A 15,958-nucleotide genomic window follows, 5' to 3' on the forward strand; every position below is an offset into this window, starting at 1 on the left:
GAAATCGAGGAACGCGAAGAGCAAAAGATCGGCGAGCGATAATGTGTCGCCGGCGATAAAATCGCGTTCCGCGATCAGCGGGTCGAGCCATGCGATCCCATCCTGCGCGATCGCTTTCAGACCGGCCGCGGCTTCGGGCAGGCAGCGCATCCGCGGCTCGAACAGCGGCAGGCCCTCGGCATAGCGGAAGCCGTTGGTCAGCGGCTCGCAGATCTTGATGTCGACGCGGCGCGTCCACATGCGGGTGTTCGCGCGTTCCTCCGCCGTCGTGCCGATCAGCGGCGTTTCGGGGAAGCGCTCTTCGAGATATTCGCAGATCGCGGTGATTTCGGTGAGCACGCTGCCGTCATCGAGTTCGAGCGCGGGGGTCTGGCCCGCGGGGTTCACCTCGACGTTATAGGGCGCACGCCGGTTTTCGCCGCCGCGCAGGTCGATCGTGACCGCCGGAATTTCGATGCCCTTTTCGGCCATGAACATCGTCACGACGCGCGGGTTGGGGCCGATGGAGTTATAAAATTTCATGCCCATCCTCTTCCTCGAGTCTTTTCTAGCATCAAATGCGCAAATCGTCAATTAAGTTGACGATTAATGGAGCCGAACCCCCGGCCGCGGCCAACGCACGCGGTAGAGCGTGCCGGTGGTCGATGCCGTGATCCAGGCGTCGCGCCGGTCGGCACCGCCAAAGGCGATATTGGTAATGCCGATATCAGGCAGCGGCAGGAATTCCGAGCCGGCGCCTTCGGGATCGAAGATGGTGATCCCGCCCTCGACCATCGTGCCGACGCAGATGCGGCCGCTTTCCTCGATCGCCATGCTGTCGAGCAGGCGGAAGGCGGGCGGGGTGCCGACGAAGCGGCCGGCCGCCCATGGCGGCGGCGGCGCGAGTTCGCCGGGCGCCACGATGTCCATCGCCCAGACGCGCGCGGTCATCGTCTCGCTTGCGTAGAGCGTCTTGCCGTCGGGCGAGAGGCCGATGCCGTTCGGGCCCATCATGTCGGCACGCTGGCGGCTGATCTTCGAACCGTCGGCGGCGGCGTAGTAAATCGCGCCATGGTCGCGGCCGCTGTCGCGCACCTGTCCATGATCGGTAAACCAGAAGCCGCCATCTGCGTCGAAGACGATATCGTTCGGCCCCTTGAGTCGCTCGCCCTCGAAGCTGTCGTAGAGCGTCGTCACCGCGCCGGTCGTCAGGTCGACGCGCTGGATCGATCCGCACGCCGCGTCGTTTGCCGCATGGCTCGGAAAGAGCAGCCCGCCGGCCTCGATCCACCGGAAACCGCCGTTGTTGCAGACATAGGCGGCGCCGTCGGGCCCGATCGCGACCCCGTTTGGTCCGCCGCCGAGCTCAGCAACGACCGACAGGCTGCCGTCGGGCGCGATGCGCGTCAGTGTGCCGCGCGCGATCTCGACGAGCAGCACCGACCCGTCGGCCATCGGCACGGGGCCTTCGGGAAAGCGAAGGCCCGTCGCGATGACTTCGGGAGTGCCGTAGTCGCTCATCACCCGTTCGCGGGGCGCGGGGCGCTGAGGAAGTCGGCGGCGTTGAAGCCTTCGGGCGCCGCGACCTCGACGATCGGGTCCTCGCGCGCATCATATTCCATGCGTAGCGCGCGGGTGATCACCGCATGCATGTCGTAGAGGCAGGTGATGTAGGTGAATTCGAAAATCTGTTCGTCGTTCCAGAAGGTCTTGAGCTTGTCGAAGACCTCGAGCGGAACGCGCCCGCCGGCCTGCGCGAGGCAGTCGGCATAGGCGAGCACGGTGCGCTCCTGCTCGTTATAGCAATCGGCGACGGTCCAGTGCGCGATGGCGGCAATTTTCTCCTCGCTGACGCCGAGGCCGCGCAGCGATTTGCAATGCTGCGAAAAGACGAACTGGCTGCCCTTGACCCAGCCCGCGCGCGTCTGCCCGAGCTCGCGCAGCACCGGGTCGATCGTGCGCGCCGGGTTGCGATAGACGGCGAATCCCTTGACCGCATGTTCGAAAATGTCGGGCGACAGCGCGAACACGGTCCACCAGTCGCCCGGCGTGCCCGTCGCGGTGCCCGGCTCGGCCACGGGGTCGCGCTCGCCGAACAGGCGATTGTAGTAAGCGAGGACTGTCTCGTCGGTGACTTCCGAGCGGGGAACCTGACGCAGCACGGGCATGGCTAACTCCTCAGGCGTTCGCAAATTTGCGGAATTCGGCGACGTGCGCGCTGTCGAAATATTCGTCGAGCCGCGTGATCTTGCCTTTCTCGACCTTACACACGATCGCGCAGGGCAGGCGGACTTCGCCGTCGTCATGGACGCGCTTGCCCTTCAGCACATGCTGCTGGACAAAACCGCCGGGGAAGGCGGTCAGCCGGCGCTCGGCATATTCGCGGTCCTTGATCCGCGCGACCATGCCGGTCAGCGTCTGCGCGGTCTGCGCCGGGGTGACGATCAGTTCGTCGGTGTTGTGCCAGATCTCGGCATCGGGGGTGAAACTGCCCAGCATCGTTTCGATGTCGCCCGCTTCGATCGCGTCGAAAAAGCGCTGCGCCATGTCGCGGATATCATTCTCTTCGGCCATGTCTCTCTCCTGTTATTTCGCGCCGAACATGCGGCCGCCATTGGCTGCGATCAGCCCGTCGATATCGTCGCCCCGGTAATCGGGATCTGCGGAGGGACCGAAGGACGCCAGCATATCCTGCGTCACCAGTTCGGCCATCGCCTTCCATTCGGGGTGGGTGAAGATCCAGTATTCGCCAGCCTCGATCGCCTCCACGACGCGCGCGCCGATCTTGCCCGGCGACATGCCGCCCGCAAGCACGCCCTGCATCGCCTGGCTCGTTGCCGCGGCCTTGCCGACCTCGACCTCTACCGGGCGCAGGTCGCGTGTCGTCTCGACGATCCGCGTCGCCGACATGCCGGGCATCAGCACCGAAATATCGACGCAGCTTTCGACGAGTTCGTTGCGCAGCGCCATCGCGATGCCGAGCGTCGCATATTTGGAGCTGATATAGGCGACCGAGATCGGCGGCGGCACGATCGCGACCATCGACGAGGTGATGACGAGATGGCTCGGCTCGCCCGACGCTTTCATCTCGCCGAGGAAGGTGCGGCAGGCATAAAGATGTGCGTGCGCATTGACCGCATAGTTCCAGCGCCAGACGTCGGTGTCATATTGCTCGAACGGCCCCGATCCGCCGCCGACCCCGGCGTTGCTGAACAGGATGCGCACCGGGCCGAAGCCCTGCGCCTTCGCACCGGCTTTTGCCCAGCTGTCTTCGCTTGTCACGTCAAGCTGGAGCCCCAGCGCGTTGGCGCCCTCGCTGCGCAATTCCGCAGCTGCATTTTCGGCACCCGCCGCGTCGATATCGGCGAGGATCACCGATGCCCCCCTTGCGGCGAGTGCCCGGGCGGTGGCGAGCCCGAGCCCGCTCGCACCGCCGGTGATGAAAGCCGTCTTGCCCGCGACATCGGTCATTCGGCGAAATCCTTCTCGAGCGTGCGCGTCATGCGATACTGCGCGATGCCCGCTGCCGCCGCGAAGGGCATCAGCGCCATCAGCGCCCAGCGCAGGCTGTCGACGCCGTGCGCGCCCTTCAGCGCGTCGCTGACGATCCCGGCGAACAGCGGGCCGAGGCCGAGGCCGACGATATTGAACATCAGCATGAGCACCGCGGCGGCGGTGGCGCGGCTGCGCGGCGGGGTCAGGTTCTGCACCAGCGCAAGGGCAGGGGCGACATAGGCGGTGCACGCCGCCATCGGGATCAGCATCAGCGCGAGCGAGAGCTGCCAGGTGTCGACGAGCAGCGCGGCGATGAAGGTCGGGATCAGCACCGCGGTCGCGAGCGCGGGGATCGTGCCATAGGCGCGCGCCGACGTTTTGGCGCGACGACTGACCAGCCAGCCGCCGCCCAAAATGCCGATGCCGAAAGTGATGCCCGCGGCGGGCGCGAACCAGGTCGCCATCGCCTCCAGCGGCATTTTCTGGGTGCGCATCAGGAACGCCGGGATCCAGTTGAGCATGCCATAGCTGACGAAGGCGGCGAGCCCGCTGCCGATCATCACCATGCGCAGCGACGGGCGGCGGACAAACATCGCGAGGCTCTGGCTGAAGGGCAGCGCTTCGTCGGCGGGCTTGTGCGTATCCATTGCGCCGCGCGCGGGCTCGCGGACCAGCCAGATCAGCAGCGGCGCCACCAGGATGCCGACGATGCCGATGACGACGAAGGCATTGCGCCAGCCGATATTCGCCGCCGCCCACGCGCCGAACGCCGCGCCGACGAAGACGCCGAAGGGGCCGTTGCAGGTGAAGATGCCGATTGCGAGCGGACGCTGCGCGGGCGGGAAATAGTCGGCGATGACCGACAGCGATGGCGCGGTGCCGCCCGCTTCGCCCGCACCGACACCAAAGCGCATCAGTGCGAGCTGCCAGAAATTCGATGCCATGCCGCACGCCGCGGTAAAGCCGCTCCACACGACGCACGCGATGCCGATCAGCTTTACGCGGTTCCAGCGGTCGGCCACCATCGCCACCGGCACACCCATTGCGGCGTAGAAGAGCGCGAAGGCGAGGCCGGTAAGCAGCCCGAATTGCGTGTCGCTGAAATCCATCTCGGCGCGGATCGGCTCGACCAGCACCGACAGAAGCTGGCGGTCGACGAAGTTGATCGTGCCGACCACGAACAGCATGATGAGTGCGACGTTTCGGCGCAGCGCGAGGCTGCCGTCGGGCGCCGGAGTGCCTCCATCAAGGGCGGTAGCTTGCGACATAACTCTCCCCAAAACGCACGAGTCTTCCCGGCCGAAAAATACTTAGGTATTTAAGTTTATCTGTCAATGTGCTTTACGGTAGCCCGATAAGAAGCGGGAGAGAAGGCGATGGATATCAAGGGCAAGAGAGCGATTGTCACGGGATCGGCGGGCGGCATCGGCCGCGCGACTGCGGTGATGCTGGCGAGCCGCGGCGCGGCGGAAATCGCGCTGGTCGACGTCAACGAAGCGGGGCTCGCCGAGACGGCGCGGTTGGTCGAAGCCAGGGGTGCGCGGGCGAGCATGCACAGGCTCGACCTGTCCGACATTCCTGCGACCGAAGCCTGGTTCCGCGCGCATGGCGACGTCCATATCTTGCACAACAACGCCGGCGTCGTGTCGGGCCTGCCGCAATTTCCCGACGTCGATGCGGCGCGCATCCGCTGGATCATCGACGTCAACATCACTTCGCTCGTCGCGGCGACGCAGATCGCGGTGCAGGCGATGCGGAAACGCGGGGGCGGGGTGATTATTAACACGGTGTCGACCGTCGCGCTCGGGACGGGCTTCTACGACGCGATGTATGCGACGACCAAGGCGGCGGTGATGATGTTCACGCGCTGCTGCGCGCCGCTGAAGGGTGAATGCAATGTGCGCGTTGCGGGCATGTTGCCCGGACTGGTCGACACGCCGATCCTCGACACGACGGGCGCGGGCGGCAAGTCCGAATGGATGAAGACCGTCCTTGCGAACAACGAGGCGTGCGTGCCCGAAGATATCGCCGGGGGCGTGATCGCGCTGATCGAGGACGACAGCCTTGCGGGCGGCGACTGGGTGGCGGTGCGCCGGCTTGATGGGAAGGTCGAATATCAGTGGGGGCACGCCGATACGGTTTAGCGCGCCGGCGCTTCCAGCATATTCTTGCCAAACAGGTTCGACCATTGCTCCTCGGTCAGCACCGGGCGCGCGCTCGACAGGTTCGCGGCGTTCTTGACGTCGGTCCCCACGATCACCGCCGGGCGTTCGCCGATCCGTGCGAACCAGTCGGCGACCGCGGGATAATCGTCGAGGGTCATTCCGATCGCCCGGATCGCGCGGGTCCACGGCCACGCCGCGATGTCGGCGATGCTATATTCCTCGGCCAGATAGTCGGCTTCGCCCAGCCGGCCATTGAGAACGTGGAGAAGGCGAAGCGTCTCGTTGCGATAGCGCTCGACCGGATAGGCCTGCCCCTCGGGTGCGTAGCGGATGAAATGATGCGCCTGCCCCTGCATCGGGCCGAAGCTTGCCATCTGCCACATCAGCCACTGCTGCGCCTGCGACCGGCGGCGCGGGTTTTCGGGGAGCAATTGCCCGCTCTTCTCGGCCAGATAAAGCAGGATCGCACCGCTTTCGAAGACCGGCAGCGGCGCGCCGCCGCCGACCGGATCATGGTCGACGATAGCGGGCAGGCGGCCGTTCGGGTTGATCCGCCGATATTCGGGGGTCAGATGATCGCCCTCGAGCATGTTCATCGCGATGAGTTGGTGCGGCAGCCCGACCTCTTCGAGCATGATCGAGACCTTGTGGCCGTTCGGCGTAGGGGTGAAATAGACGTCGATCATGCGGAGTTTCCTTCGGCGAAAATAGCGCGGGCGGCGACGAAGGCGGCGTCGAACGCCTCCTTCCCGGCAGGATAGGCGACGACCGTCAGCGTCACCCCCGCGATCTTCCAGCCGTCCTGCCGGACCAGCCGGTGCGTGTAGCGGCCGATGAGGTCGCCGAGCAGCATGCGGTCATCCACGCCGACGACGTGAACGGCATCGACGATGCTCGTGACCATCGCATTGTCGCCATCGATGGTTGGGACGATGTTATGGAGTTGATGCGCGGTCGCGTCGAAGCCTTCGAGCGCCCGGCAGCGGTCGGTCCATTCGTCGGCCGGCACGGTCGCGACGAGCGAGCCGATCGCGCCATAGTCAATCGCGATCTCGTCCGTGAAGAGGGCGCGGTACCCGCCCCAGTCGCACGCATCGAGCGCACTCGCATAACAGGTCACGGCCGCGACTGCTGCTTCCCTATCGAGGAAAGCGTCAATCGCGGCCGATCGCTGGGACATCGAAAAATCGGGCCTAGAATTTGATCCCCGCCTCGACCGAAATGTTGCGGGTCGGTTCGAGATAGAGGATCGCGCGCGGAACGGGCGTGATCGGCGCGGGCAGGTTGAACGCGCTGCCGATCGTCTTCTGGTTGGTCAGGTTTTTCCCGACCAGTGCGACGTGCCAGCTGTCGTCCTGATCGGCGAGCTGGACGCGCAGGTCGACCTTCGCATAGCCGCCCTGGATCCCGAAGATCGGGCTCTGGTTGTCCGAGTTGAAATATTTCGAACGGCCCGAGACGACGCCGGTGATGTCGAACTTCATGTCGCTCGACAGGTCGAAGCGCGCATGCGCGGTGACGCTGCCCGAGAATTTCGACGAATAGGCGACGGGATAGCCCGCGAGGTTGTTCGTCGCCGGCGTACAGGTCGACGGCTGCGAGGCAAGGCAGGCCGCGCCCGGATAATCGTCATATTTGATGTCCGAATAGGCGGCCGACGCGCTGATGTCGAAATTGGGGATCGGATAGACGCTGAGCGATCCTTCGAGCCCCTTCGACGTCGCGGCCGCGGCATTGCCAGTCAGATAACTCGACGTGGCGGGCTGGTAGACCGATACCTGCAGGTCCTTGAACTTGGTGTGATAGGCCGAGAGGTTAGCAACGACCTTGCCGTCGAACAGCGTCGACTTGATACCTGCCTCGAAATTTTCCGACTGCTCGGGCTCGAAGGTGAAGGTGCTGTCGACGGTGCCGAGCGTGTTCGACACGAAACCGCCCGATTTCGATCCGCGGCCCCACGTTGCATAGAGCATGATGCGCGGCGCGATATCATATTGCAGCGTCACCGACGGGTCGACGTTGCCCTCGCTGATCGATCCGTCCGCATTGGTGATCGGGCGCAGTGCGAAGGGCTGTCCGTTGAGGCCGTCGGAGGCGTAGGGGAGCGTCGTGCGGAACGAACCGTCCTTCTTCGTGTGCGTATAGCGCAAGCTGCCGATCACGCGGAACGCGTCGCTGACGTTGAAGGTGCCTTGGCCGAATACCGACCAGCTTTCGGCCTTTTGCCGGAAGATGCTGTCGATGCGGGCAAGATAGGGCCCGTCGTAGATCGGAATGCGCGGATCAGCGGGTGTGGCGCCCGGGATCGTCAGGAACAGGTCGGGGATGTTGAAGCCCTGATATTGCTCCAGCGTATAATTCGACTTGTCGTAATAGGCGCCCGCGATGAATTCGAACGTCTTGCCGGTGGGCGACAGGATGCGGATTTCCTGCGAGAACTGGTCAAAGCGTTCGGGGAAGGCGTTGTACACCGAATTGGCGGTGAAGGCGCCGCCGCTGTTCGGGATCGTCTGGTCGAAGCCGTTGATGATCTTCGACTTGAACCAGCTGTAGCCGGTGACCGAGGTCAGCGTGAAATCGCCGAGCGCGAGATTGCCGACGCCCGAGAGCATCACCGACTTGTTATCGTTGCCTTCGTCGCCAAGCGCGGTACGCTCGATATATCGCGTGGTCTGCGGATCCTGACCGCTCGTCAGCGGGCTCGACACGGTGATGCCGCCGTTGATCTCGCGGTTCCCGTACTCGACCTTTGCGGTGTAGTCGAAGTTGGCCGACGGTTCCCATTTCAGCGTCAGGCGCAGCAGCTGCGACTTGATTTCGGGGTCGTCGTGATCGGTCGCGCGGTTATAGATATAGCCGTCCTGATTGACGATCTTGTACGCGAGGCGCGCGCCGAGCGTGTCGGTGATCGGCCCGGACAGATAGCCCGAAAAATCGGTGCCCTTATGGTCGAAATTGTAAAGGCCGGTGATCGAGCCTTCGAAATCCTTCGTGGGGCCCGCCGACACGACGCTGACCGCGCCCGCCGCGGTGTTCTTGCCGAACAGCGCGCCCTGCGGCCCGCGCAGCACTTCGACGCGCGCAAGATCGAAGAAGGGGGCCTGCGCCTGACGGTTGCGCCCGGCGTAGATGCCGTCGACATAGAGCGAGACCGACTGGTCGAAGGCGAAGTTGGCCGGCGGCGAACCGAAGCCGCGGATATAGATGACGTCGTTGCCCGCGGTCGACTGGACGAAGACGTTCGGCGTGTAGTTCATCACCGCCTTGATATCGCTGGTGTTGAACTCGGCGAGCTTGGCGCCGCTCACGACCTCCATCGAGATCGGCACGTTCTGCAAATTCTGCTCGCGCTTTTGCGCGGTGACGATGATTTCGTTGCTGTTGCTGTCGTCGATGTCCGCCGCGCCGGCGGGGGCCGCCTGCGCCATCGCCGGTGCGGCATTGGCAAGCATCGCGATCGCTGCAACGCCGGACAGCAGGAACTGGTTATGCGCCTTCATCTTCACCCTCCCATAGAGCTTGTTGTCGCGGTTCCGGAAAGCCTTCCGATCCGTCAATCTGATTGACCCTTAGTATACTAATGGTTTTATGCTTGTCCATAGGCTGGAAGAGAGGATTCGCATCATGAACGAAGAAAATCAGCAGGCGGCGCCGGCAGCACTGGCGACGCGTTATCTGTGCACCGCCGAGTTCGAAGTCGGGGGGGGAATCATCGGTATCGGCGCGTCGCCCTTCGGCGACCAGCGGCTCGGCTATATCAGCGGTGGCCGGTTTTTCGGTCCGCGTATCAAGGGTATGGTTCTGCCCGGCGGCGGCAACTGGTCGCGCAGCGGGCGGCTCGGGGACAGTGCCTCGGTGGGCACCTTCGATGCCCGCGCGGTGTGGCAGACCGATGACGGCGACCTCATCTACCTGAGTTACACCGGGCGAAACATCATCCCCGACGATGTGCGCGCGACTTTTATCGATCCGGCGGTGCCCGATGCCGAGGCATCGCGATACTATCTGCGAATCGCGCCGGTGTTCGAAACCGCAAGCGCGAAATATGACTGGCTCAACGGCGTTCTCGCGGTCGGGGTCGGCGAGCGCACCGATTTCGGGGTGCGCCATGTGATCCACGAGGTGCTGTAAGATGATCGACCTCCATTATTCGGCGACGCCGAACGGACAAAAGATCGCGATCATGCTCGAGGAAATCGGCGAGCCGTATCGCGTTATTCCCTATGATATCTTCGACGGCGATCAGCTGACGGCAGAGTTCGGGCGCATCAACCCGAACCACAAGCTTCCCGCCATCGTCGATCGGGATCCGGCGGACGGGGGCGAACCGGTGACGGTGTTCGAGTCGGGCGCGATCCTCCAATATCTGGCCGAGAAGAGCGGGCGGTTCCTGCCCGCATCTGGCGCGGCCCGCGCGGCGACGCTGTCGTGGCTGACGTGGCAGGTCGCAGGGCTCGGGCCGATGGGCGGGCAGGCGAGCCATTTCCTCCGCTACGCCCCGGCGGGGCAGGATTATGCGGTCGAACGCTATACGAAGGAGTTGAATCGTCTGCTGACCGTGCTCGAAAAGCGGTTGGAGAAAAGCGCCTATGTCGCGGGCGACGATTATAGCATCGCCGACATGGCAATCTGGCCCGGCCGCGCGTCGGCGTTCGTGATGGGCATGGGGCTCGACGAATGGTCCGCGATGCGCGACTGGTTCGAACGCATCCGCGAACGCCCCGCGGTAGCGCGTGCCATGGCGCGCGGGGATTTGAAGGCGCCCGCCAAATATGTCGGGCGGCATCAGAGGCTCGACGACCGGGAATGGTCGAACATGTTCGGCGATGCGAACCACGCCGCGGTGAAGGGCGACTGAGGCGGAGGACAAACCCGAAGGCGGCTAAGCGACCGATTGCGGACAGTTGGATGTGCACCCCGGCGAAAGCCGGGGCCCAGAATTCTAACGCGAACTTAGCGTGTTCCCGCATGGGCCCCGGCTTTCGCCGGGGTGCACAAGGGGACAGCTCCCCACCCCAAAGCCGACGATCCGCCTCAGCGCTTCGCGTGCTGGCGGTCGCCCCACAGGATCGCGCGATGCTCGTCGGTGAAGCCCGTCAGCCCGCCCTCGATCGTCTCGGCGCGCGCGACGCCTACCTTCATGCCCTCTGCAACCGCCGGCCGTTCGAGCATCGCGGCTCCCCAGCGGTCGACGTTCGGGAAGCGCCCGGCCTTTTCGATCAGCTGGCGGCGCAGATAGGGCAGCGTCGCCATGTCGGCGATCGTATAATCCTCGCCCGCGAGCCACTCGGCTTCGCCCAGCCTTTTGTCGATTACCATCATCAGCCGGTCGACCTCGCGACTGTAACGATCGATCGCATAGTCGTGCCGGTCCTTGGCATAATGGGTGAAATGCGCCTCCTGCCCGAACATCGGGCCGACGCCCGACACCTGGAACATCAGCCATTGCCAGCAGATTGCGCGCGCCGCCGGATCGGTCGGCTGGAAGCGGCCGGTCTTCTCGGCGAGATAGAGCAGGATCGCCCCGGTTTCCCAAAGCACGAACCGCTCGCCGCCGGGACCCGCGTCATCGACGATCACCGGGGTCTTGTTGTTCGGGTTGAGCGCGAGGAATTCGGGCGTCAGCTGATCACCCGCGAGGATGTCGATATAGTCCAGCCGCCAGTCGAGCCCCATTTCGAGCAGCGCGATCGCGATCTTGCGCGCATTGGGCGTCGGCCCGCCATAGAGCGTGATCATCGCGTCAGGCCTCCCGTCCGAGCCAGCGTTTCAGCACATCGGCGCTATCCTGGCCGACCGTCAGCGGGGCAGGGCGGCGCACGCTGCCCGGGGTGGCCGACAGCTTCGGGAACACCCCCTGCATCGTGACTTCGCCCAGCTCTTCGTCGGCGACGGTCACCAGCGCTTCGCGCGCGGCAAAATGGGGGTCGGCCAGCATATCCTCGGCATCGAAGACGCGGCCTGCGGGAACGCCCGCTTTGACCATCTTCGCTTCGAGCTCTTCGATCGTCAGCGTCTTTGTCCATTCGCCGATCAGCGCGTCGAGTTCCTCCTGCCGCACCCCGCGCGCCCGGTGCGTTGCATAGCGTTCGTCGCTGGCGAGTTCGGGCTGCCCCATCGCGGCGGCGAGGCGCGCGAAGACGCCGTCCTGGTTGGCGCCGATCAGATATTCGCCGTCGCTGCACGGATAGACGTTCGACGGCGCGATCGCGGGCAGCGTCGATCCGGTACGACGGCGCTTGGTGCCGCTCGCCGAATAGTCGGACACGGTCGATTCCATCACCTGCAGCACCGCCTCATATAGCGCGGAGTCGACGATCTGGCCTTCGCCGGTCCGGCTGCGATGATGAAGCGCCGCGAGTGCGCCCATGCATCCATACGTGGCGGCGAGCGTGTCGCCGATCGATACCCCCATGCGCGCGGGCGGCAGGTCGGGATAGCCGACGATCCCGCGCCAGCCGCCCATCGCTTCGCCGATGCCACCGAAGCCTGCGCGCGAAGAATAGGGCCCGGTCTGGCCGTAACCCGACACGCGCACGACGATCAGCCCGGGGTTGGTCTTGCGCAGCTCGGCGGGATCGAGGTTCCATTTCTCGAGCGTGCCGGGACGGAAATTCTCGATCAATATGTCGGCCTTTGCGATCAGTTCGCGTGCGAGTGCCTGACCGTCTTCCGACCGCAGATCGACTGCGACCGAATATTTGTTGCGCGCGATCACGCGCCACCAGCTTGGGCGGTCGCCCTGGCCCCAGTTGCGCATCTGGTCGCCGGTCACCGGAGGTTCGAGCTTGACGATTTCGGCGCCCATGTCGCCGAGGAGCTGTCCGCAAAAGGGGCCGGCGATCAGCTGCCCCATCTCGACCACTCGGATGCCCTCCAGCGCGCCCCCGCTGCCCGTCTCGCTCATATCATTCCTTTCGCGGCCGACTTTGGTAAAGACGGCCTGCTGCCCATGGCCATTGTATACTTAGAATGCTATGTAATTTTCAACCTGCTAAATGACTCAAGATAATCAGGACGCAAGATGTTGAAAAATCCACAGGTGGAAATGGTCGAAGTCGGCCCGCGCGACGGCTTGCAGAACGAAGCCACGATCGTTTCGACCGCCGACAAGCTCGAACTGATCCGCCGCGCGATCGACTATGGCATCCGGCGTATCGAGGTGACGAGTTTCGTCAATCCGAAGAAGGTGCCGCAGCTTGCGGATGCCGAGGAACTGGTGGCGATGCTTCCCGGGCGCGACGACGTCACCTACATCGGTCTCGTCCTCAACCGCCGCGGTGCCGAGCGCGCTCTGGCAACGGGCCGCATCGACGAACTCGGCGCGGTGTGCGTGACGAGCGATAGTTTCGGCATCCGCAACCAGGGGCAAAGCTCGGATGAATCGCTGGCTGCGGCGATCGAGATCGTGACGCTGGCAAAGGCGGCGGGGCGCAGCGGCCAGATCACCATCGCGACCGCCTTCGGCTGCCCGTTCGAGGGCGAGGTCGCCATCGACCGCGTCGTCGAGATGGCGAAGCGCGCCGCCGACGCGTACCCGTGCGAAATCGCGCTCGCCGACACGATCGGCGTGGGTGATCCGGCGCGTGTGGCCGAGATGGTGGGGCGCGTGCGCGCGGCGGTCGGCACTCTCCCCGTACGCGTCCATTTCCACAACACGCGCGGCACCGGCCTCGCCAACGTCTGGGCGGCGGTGACCGAAGGCGCGGCGACGGTCGATGCGGCACTCGGCGGGCTCGGCGGCTGTCCCTTCGCGCCAGGCGCCGCGGGGAATGTCGCGACCGAAGATGTCGTCTACATGCTCGAACGCAGCGGGATTGCGACCGGAGTCACGCTGCCGAAAACAATCGAGGCGGCGGGGTGGCTCGCCGGCGTCATGAACCGCCCGCTGCCCGCAATGGCCAGCAAGGCGCCAGCCTTTCCGGGCTAAGGCTCAGATCAACCAGAAAGCGAACGCCAGCGCGGTGGCAAAGCTGGTCACCGACGCCGCGGCGACCGGAATCGCCGCGCGCCATCCCATTTCGAGCAGCAGGTCCATCCGCGTCCGCATCGCGGTCGCGGTCACGGCGAGCAGCAGCAGCGCCTTCGACGCGGTCAACGCGGCGTCGCGTACCATGTCGGGGATCGGCACGCTGCTGTTCAGTGTCACCATCGCAAAGAAGGCCACGATGAACCAGGGGAGGGCGAGGCGGCGCCAGATGCGCGTGTCGCTGCCGTCTTCGGGCTTCAGGAGCAGCCCGACGAGCGCGACGACGGGTGCAAGCAGCGCGACGCGCGCGAGCTTGACGATCGTCGCGCTCGCCCCCGCAGCGTCGGAAAAGGCATAGCCGCCGCCGATTGCCTGCGCGACGTCATGGATCGACGCGCCGATCAGGAACCCCGCCTGCGCGTCGTTCAGCCCGAACCTCGCGGCAAGCAGCGGATAGATCGTCATCGCCAGCGCGCTCGCAAGCGAGACTCCGACAAGCGTCAGCGCGAATTGCGCCTGCGACAGGCGCCGCTTGCCGATCACGCCATAAAGCGCGAGCGCCGCGCTCGCCCCGCAGATCGCGGTCGCACCGCCCGCGAGCAGTCCGCTATAGGGCGATTGCCCCGAAAGCCGCGCGCCCAGAAAGCCTGCGCCCATCGTCAGCGTCATGATGACGACCAGCGCGGCAAAGGGCACCGGCCCGAGTACCGCAATCTGCAGAAAGGTCACCTGAAGCCCCAGCACGACGATCCCGACGCGCAAAAAGGTGCGCGAGGCGAAATCGAGTCCGCGGTGCGTCGCCTCGTTCGCCGACATGAAATTGAGCGCGAGCCCGACGAGCAGGCCCAGCAGGATGATCGGAAAATCATAATGGTCGGACAGCCATGCCGCCGCCGACGATGCCGTCGCGCAGGCGGCGAGGCCGGGGAAGAGGCTACCTTTCGGCGCCGTCCCGGCCATCGTCTGCGCGAGATGCAATTCGCCGAACAGGTCGCCGCCGCCCGGCATATTGTTCCAGTGCGCGTGGCGCATCGACGTCAAATCATTTCTGTCTAACGCTGTCATAGAATCGGCCCATATCGTCAAGGCGGGTACGGGCGCAAGGCTTCTCTTGCGGAGGGCAGGGTGCCCGGCCTAAGCAGACAGCGATGGTCAACGGGCCGAAACGGGGAGACGCGCGATCGTGACAGGATTCTGCCAGCCGGGGACGGAGCGTGTGCGCGCATGACCCGGGCGACGATCAAGGATGTCTCGCGTGTCGCGGGCGTGTCGATCAAGACCGTGTCGCGTGTGCTCAACAAGGAACGCTATGTCAGCGACGACATGCGGCAAAAGGTCGAGGAAGCGGTCGCGCGCCTCAACTACCACCCCAGTCTTGCCGCGCGCACGCTCGCCGGGCGGCGCTCGTTCCAGATCGGGCTGATCCACGACAACCCTAGCCCCTATTATATCTTCAACATGCAGGCGGGGGTCGGCCAGCGCTGCCGCGAGGCCAATTTCCGCATGATCATCCAGCCATGCGACATCGCCTCGCCTGGGCTCGTCGACGATATCGGCGCGCTGATCGACCAGGCGCAGCTCGACGGCATCATCATGACCCCGCCGGTAACCGACGTCGGGACCGCGCTCGCCGAACTGTTCCGCCGCAAGATCCCCGTCGTGCGCGTCCAGCCGGGCACCGACCTGACCGCGACCTCTGCGGTCTATATCGACAATGTGCAGGCGGCCGACGACATGACGGCGTATCTGATCTCGCTCGGCCATCGCCGCATCGGGCTCGTCACCGGCCACGCCAATTATTTCGCCAGCGGCCAGCGCCTCACCGGTTACCGGCAGGCGCTCCAGCGCGCAGGGATCGGCTTCGACGCGGCGCTTGTTTATCCCGGCCAGTTCGATTTCCAGTCGGGCGCTGCAGCGGCCGAGGCGCTGCTGGCGCTGCCCGAGCCGCCGACCGCGATCTTCGCGAGCAGCGACGAAATGGCCGCGGGCGTGCTCGCGGCGGCGCACCGTATGGGCATTTCGGTCCCTGGCCAGCTCTCGGTCGCGGGTTTCGACGACACCGATCTCGCGCAGGTCGTCTGGCCGTCGCTGACGACGATCCGTCAGCCGATCCGCAATCTCGGCTATGCCGCCGCCGACCTGCTGCTTGAATTCGGCGAGACGATCGAGCGCCGGCAACTTCCGCACGAACTGATCGTGCGCGGATCGACGGCGGGACCGAAGGGCTGAAGGCGGCCGATTGCTGCGCATCCACCATCGTCACCCCGGACTTGACCCGGGGTCCCGCTGCCTTGGGAAGCGTGCCCCTACCTTCAAAAGCGGGATCCCGGGTCAAGCCCGGGATGACGAA

17 protein-coding genes are annotated in these 15,958 nt (G+C 65.0%); 5 read left to right on the top strand and 12 right to left on the bottom strand.

Features of this window, described 5'->3' with window-relative positions:
• The 6 genes from VGD20_RS15920 to VGD20_RS15945 all read right to left on the bottom strand — a co-directional run.
• Positions 1-522, bottom strand: a 522-nt coding sequence (locus VGD20_RS15920; RefSeq protein ID WP_331135378.1) for a glutathione S-transferase family protein, incomplete at its 3' end; no start/stop codon positions are given.
• A gap of 63 nt (positions 523-585) precedes the next feature.
• Positions 586-1,500 carry an SMP-30/gluconolactonase/LRE family protein gene (locus tag VGD20_RS15925; protein WP_331135379.1) on the bottom strand — a complete coding sequence of 305 codons (915 nt, stop codon included), beginning with the start codon at positions 1,498-1,500 and terminating at the stop codon, positions 586-588.
• Entirely contained in the window at positions 1,500-2,147 is a 648-nt protein-coding gene (locus VGD20_RS15930) for a carboxymuconolactone decarboxylase family protein (protein ID WP_331135380.1), read from the bottom strand. Before VGD20_RS15930 ends, VGD20_RS15925 begins: the two co-directional genes overlap by 1 nt.
• 10 nt (positions 2,148-2,157) lie before the next feature.
• Positions 2,158-2,553: a nuclear transport factor 2 family protein gene (locus tag VGD20_RS15935; protein ID WP_331135381.1), complete on the bottom strand. Its 396-nt coding sequence runs from the start codon at positions 2,551-2,553 to the stop codon at positions 2,158-2,160.
• 12 nt (positions 2,554-2,565) lie between these two features.
• Complete coding sequence (locus VGD20_RS15940) at positions 2,566-3,450, bottom strand: SDR family NAD(P)-dependent oxidoreductase (protein WP_331135382.1); 885 nt, start codon at positions 3,448-3,450, stop codon at positions 2,566-2,568.
• Positions 3,447-4,742, bottom strand: coding sequence for an MFS transporter (locus VGD20_RS15945; RefSeq protein WP_331135383.1), 1,296 nt, complete (start codon positions 4,740-4,742; stop codon positions 3,447-3,449). Before VGD20_RS15945 ends, VGD20_RS15940 begins: the two co-directional genes overlap by 4 nt.
• 108 nt (positions 4,743-4,850) lie before the next feature.
• Between VGD20_RS15945 and VGD20_RS15950 the strand changes: the two genes are divergently transcribed.
• On the top strand, positions 4,851-5,618 hold the full coding sequence (locus VGD20_RS15950; RefSeq protein WP_331135384.1) for an SDR family oxidoreductase: 768 nt from the start codon (positions 4,851-4,853) through the stop codon (positions 5,616-5,618).
• On the opposite strand, the gene VGD20_RS15955 is transcribed toward VGD20_RS15950, so the two are convergent.
• Genes VGD20_RS15955 through VGD20_RS15965 form a run of 3 tightly spaced genes read right to left on the bottom strand, consistent with a single transcriptional unit; the run spans position 5,615 to position 9,139 of the window.
• Positions 5,615-6,325, bottom strand: coding sequence for a glutathione S-transferase N-terminal domain-containing protein (locus tag VGD20_RS15955; protein ID WP_331135385.1), 711 nt, complete (start codon positions 6,323-6,325; stop codon positions 5,615-5,617). The genes VGD20_RS15950 and VGD20_RS15955 overlap by 4 nt on opposite strands.
• Positions 6,322-6,819: a nuclear transport factor 2 family protein gene (locus VGD20_RS15960; protein WP_331135386.1), complete on the bottom strand. Its 498-nt coding sequence runs from the start codon at positions 6,817-6,819 to the stop codon at positions 6,322-6,324. Before VGD20_RS15960 ends, VGD20_RS15955 begins: the two co-directional genes overlap by 4 nt.
• A 13-nt stretch (positions 6,820-6,832) precedes the next feature.
• The gene (locus VGD20_RS15965; RefSeq protein WP_331135387.1) at positions 6,833-9,139 is read right to left on the bottom strand and encodes a TonB-dependent receptor; all 2,307 of its coding nucleotides are present in this window, start codon (positions 9,137-9,139) and stop codon (positions 6,833-6,835) included.
• Positions 9,140-9,263: 124 nt separating this feature from the next.
• On the opposite strand from VGD20_RS15965, the gene VGD20_RS15970 reads away from it, so the two are divergent.
• A complete protein-coding gene (locus VGD20_RS15970; RefSeq protein ID WP_331135388.1) occupies positions 9,264-9,770 on the top strand; it encodes a DUF3237 domain-containing protein in 507 nt (168 codons plus the stop codon).
• Between the two features lies 1 nt (position 9,771).
• Positions 9,772-10,497 (top strand): glutathione binding-like protein, encoded by a 726-nt coding sequence (locus VGD20_RS15975; RefSeq protein ID WP_331135389.1) that lies wholly within the window; start codon positions 9,772-9,774, stop codon positions 10,495-10,497.
• Between the two features lie 176 nt (positions 10,498-10,673).
• Here VGD20_RS15975 and VGD20_RS15980 read toward each other — a convergent pair whose 3' ends face one another.
• Positions 10,674-11,378 (bottom strand): glutathione S-transferase family protein, encoded by a 705-nt coding sequence (locus VGD20_RS15980; protein ID WP_331135390.1) that lies wholly within the window; start codon positions 11,376-11,378, stop codon positions 10,674-10,676.
• Between the two features lie 4 nt (positions 11,379-11,382).
• Positions 11,383-12,546, bottom strand: a complete 1,164-nt coding sequence (locus VGD20_RS15985; protein ID WP_331135391.1) for a CoA transferase — start codon at positions 12,544-12,546, stop codon at positions 11,383-11,385.
• Positions 12,547-12,663: 117 nt separating this feature from the next.
• Here VGD20_RS15985 and VGD20_RS15990 point away from each other — a divergent pair, with 117 nt between their 5' ends.
• Positions 12,664-13,569 (top strand): hydroxymethylglutaryl-CoA lyase, encoded by a 906-nt coding sequence (locus VGD20_RS15990; protein WP_331135392.1) that lies wholly within the window; start codon positions 12,664-12,666, stop codon positions 13,567-13,569.
• Between the two features lie 3 nt (positions 13,570-13,572).
• On the opposite strand, the gene VGD20_RS15995 is transcribed toward VGD20_RS15990, so the two are convergent.
• Positions 13,573-14,673 carry a YeiH family protein gene (locus VGD20_RS15995; protein ID WP_414714587.1) on the bottom strand — a complete coding sequence of 367 codons (1,101 nt, stop codon included), beginning with the start codon at positions 14,671-14,673 and terminating at the stop codon, positions 13,573-13,575.
• A gap of 159 nt (positions 14,674-14,832) precedes the next feature.
• On the opposite strand from VGD20_RS15995, the gene VGD20_RS16000 reads away from it, so the two are divergent.
• Entirely contained in the window at positions 14,833-15,837 is a 1,005-nt protein-coding gene (locus VGD20_RS16000) for a LacI family DNA-binding transcriptional regulator (RefSeq protein WP_331135393.1), read from the top strand.
• Positions 15,838-15,958: the final 121 nt, after the last annotated feature.

The sequence above is a fragment of the Sphingopyxis sp. genome (assembly GCF_036402335.1).
Classification (GTDB): Bacteria; Pseudomonadota; Alphaproteobacteria; order Sphingomonadales; family Sphingomonadaceae; genus Sphingopyxis.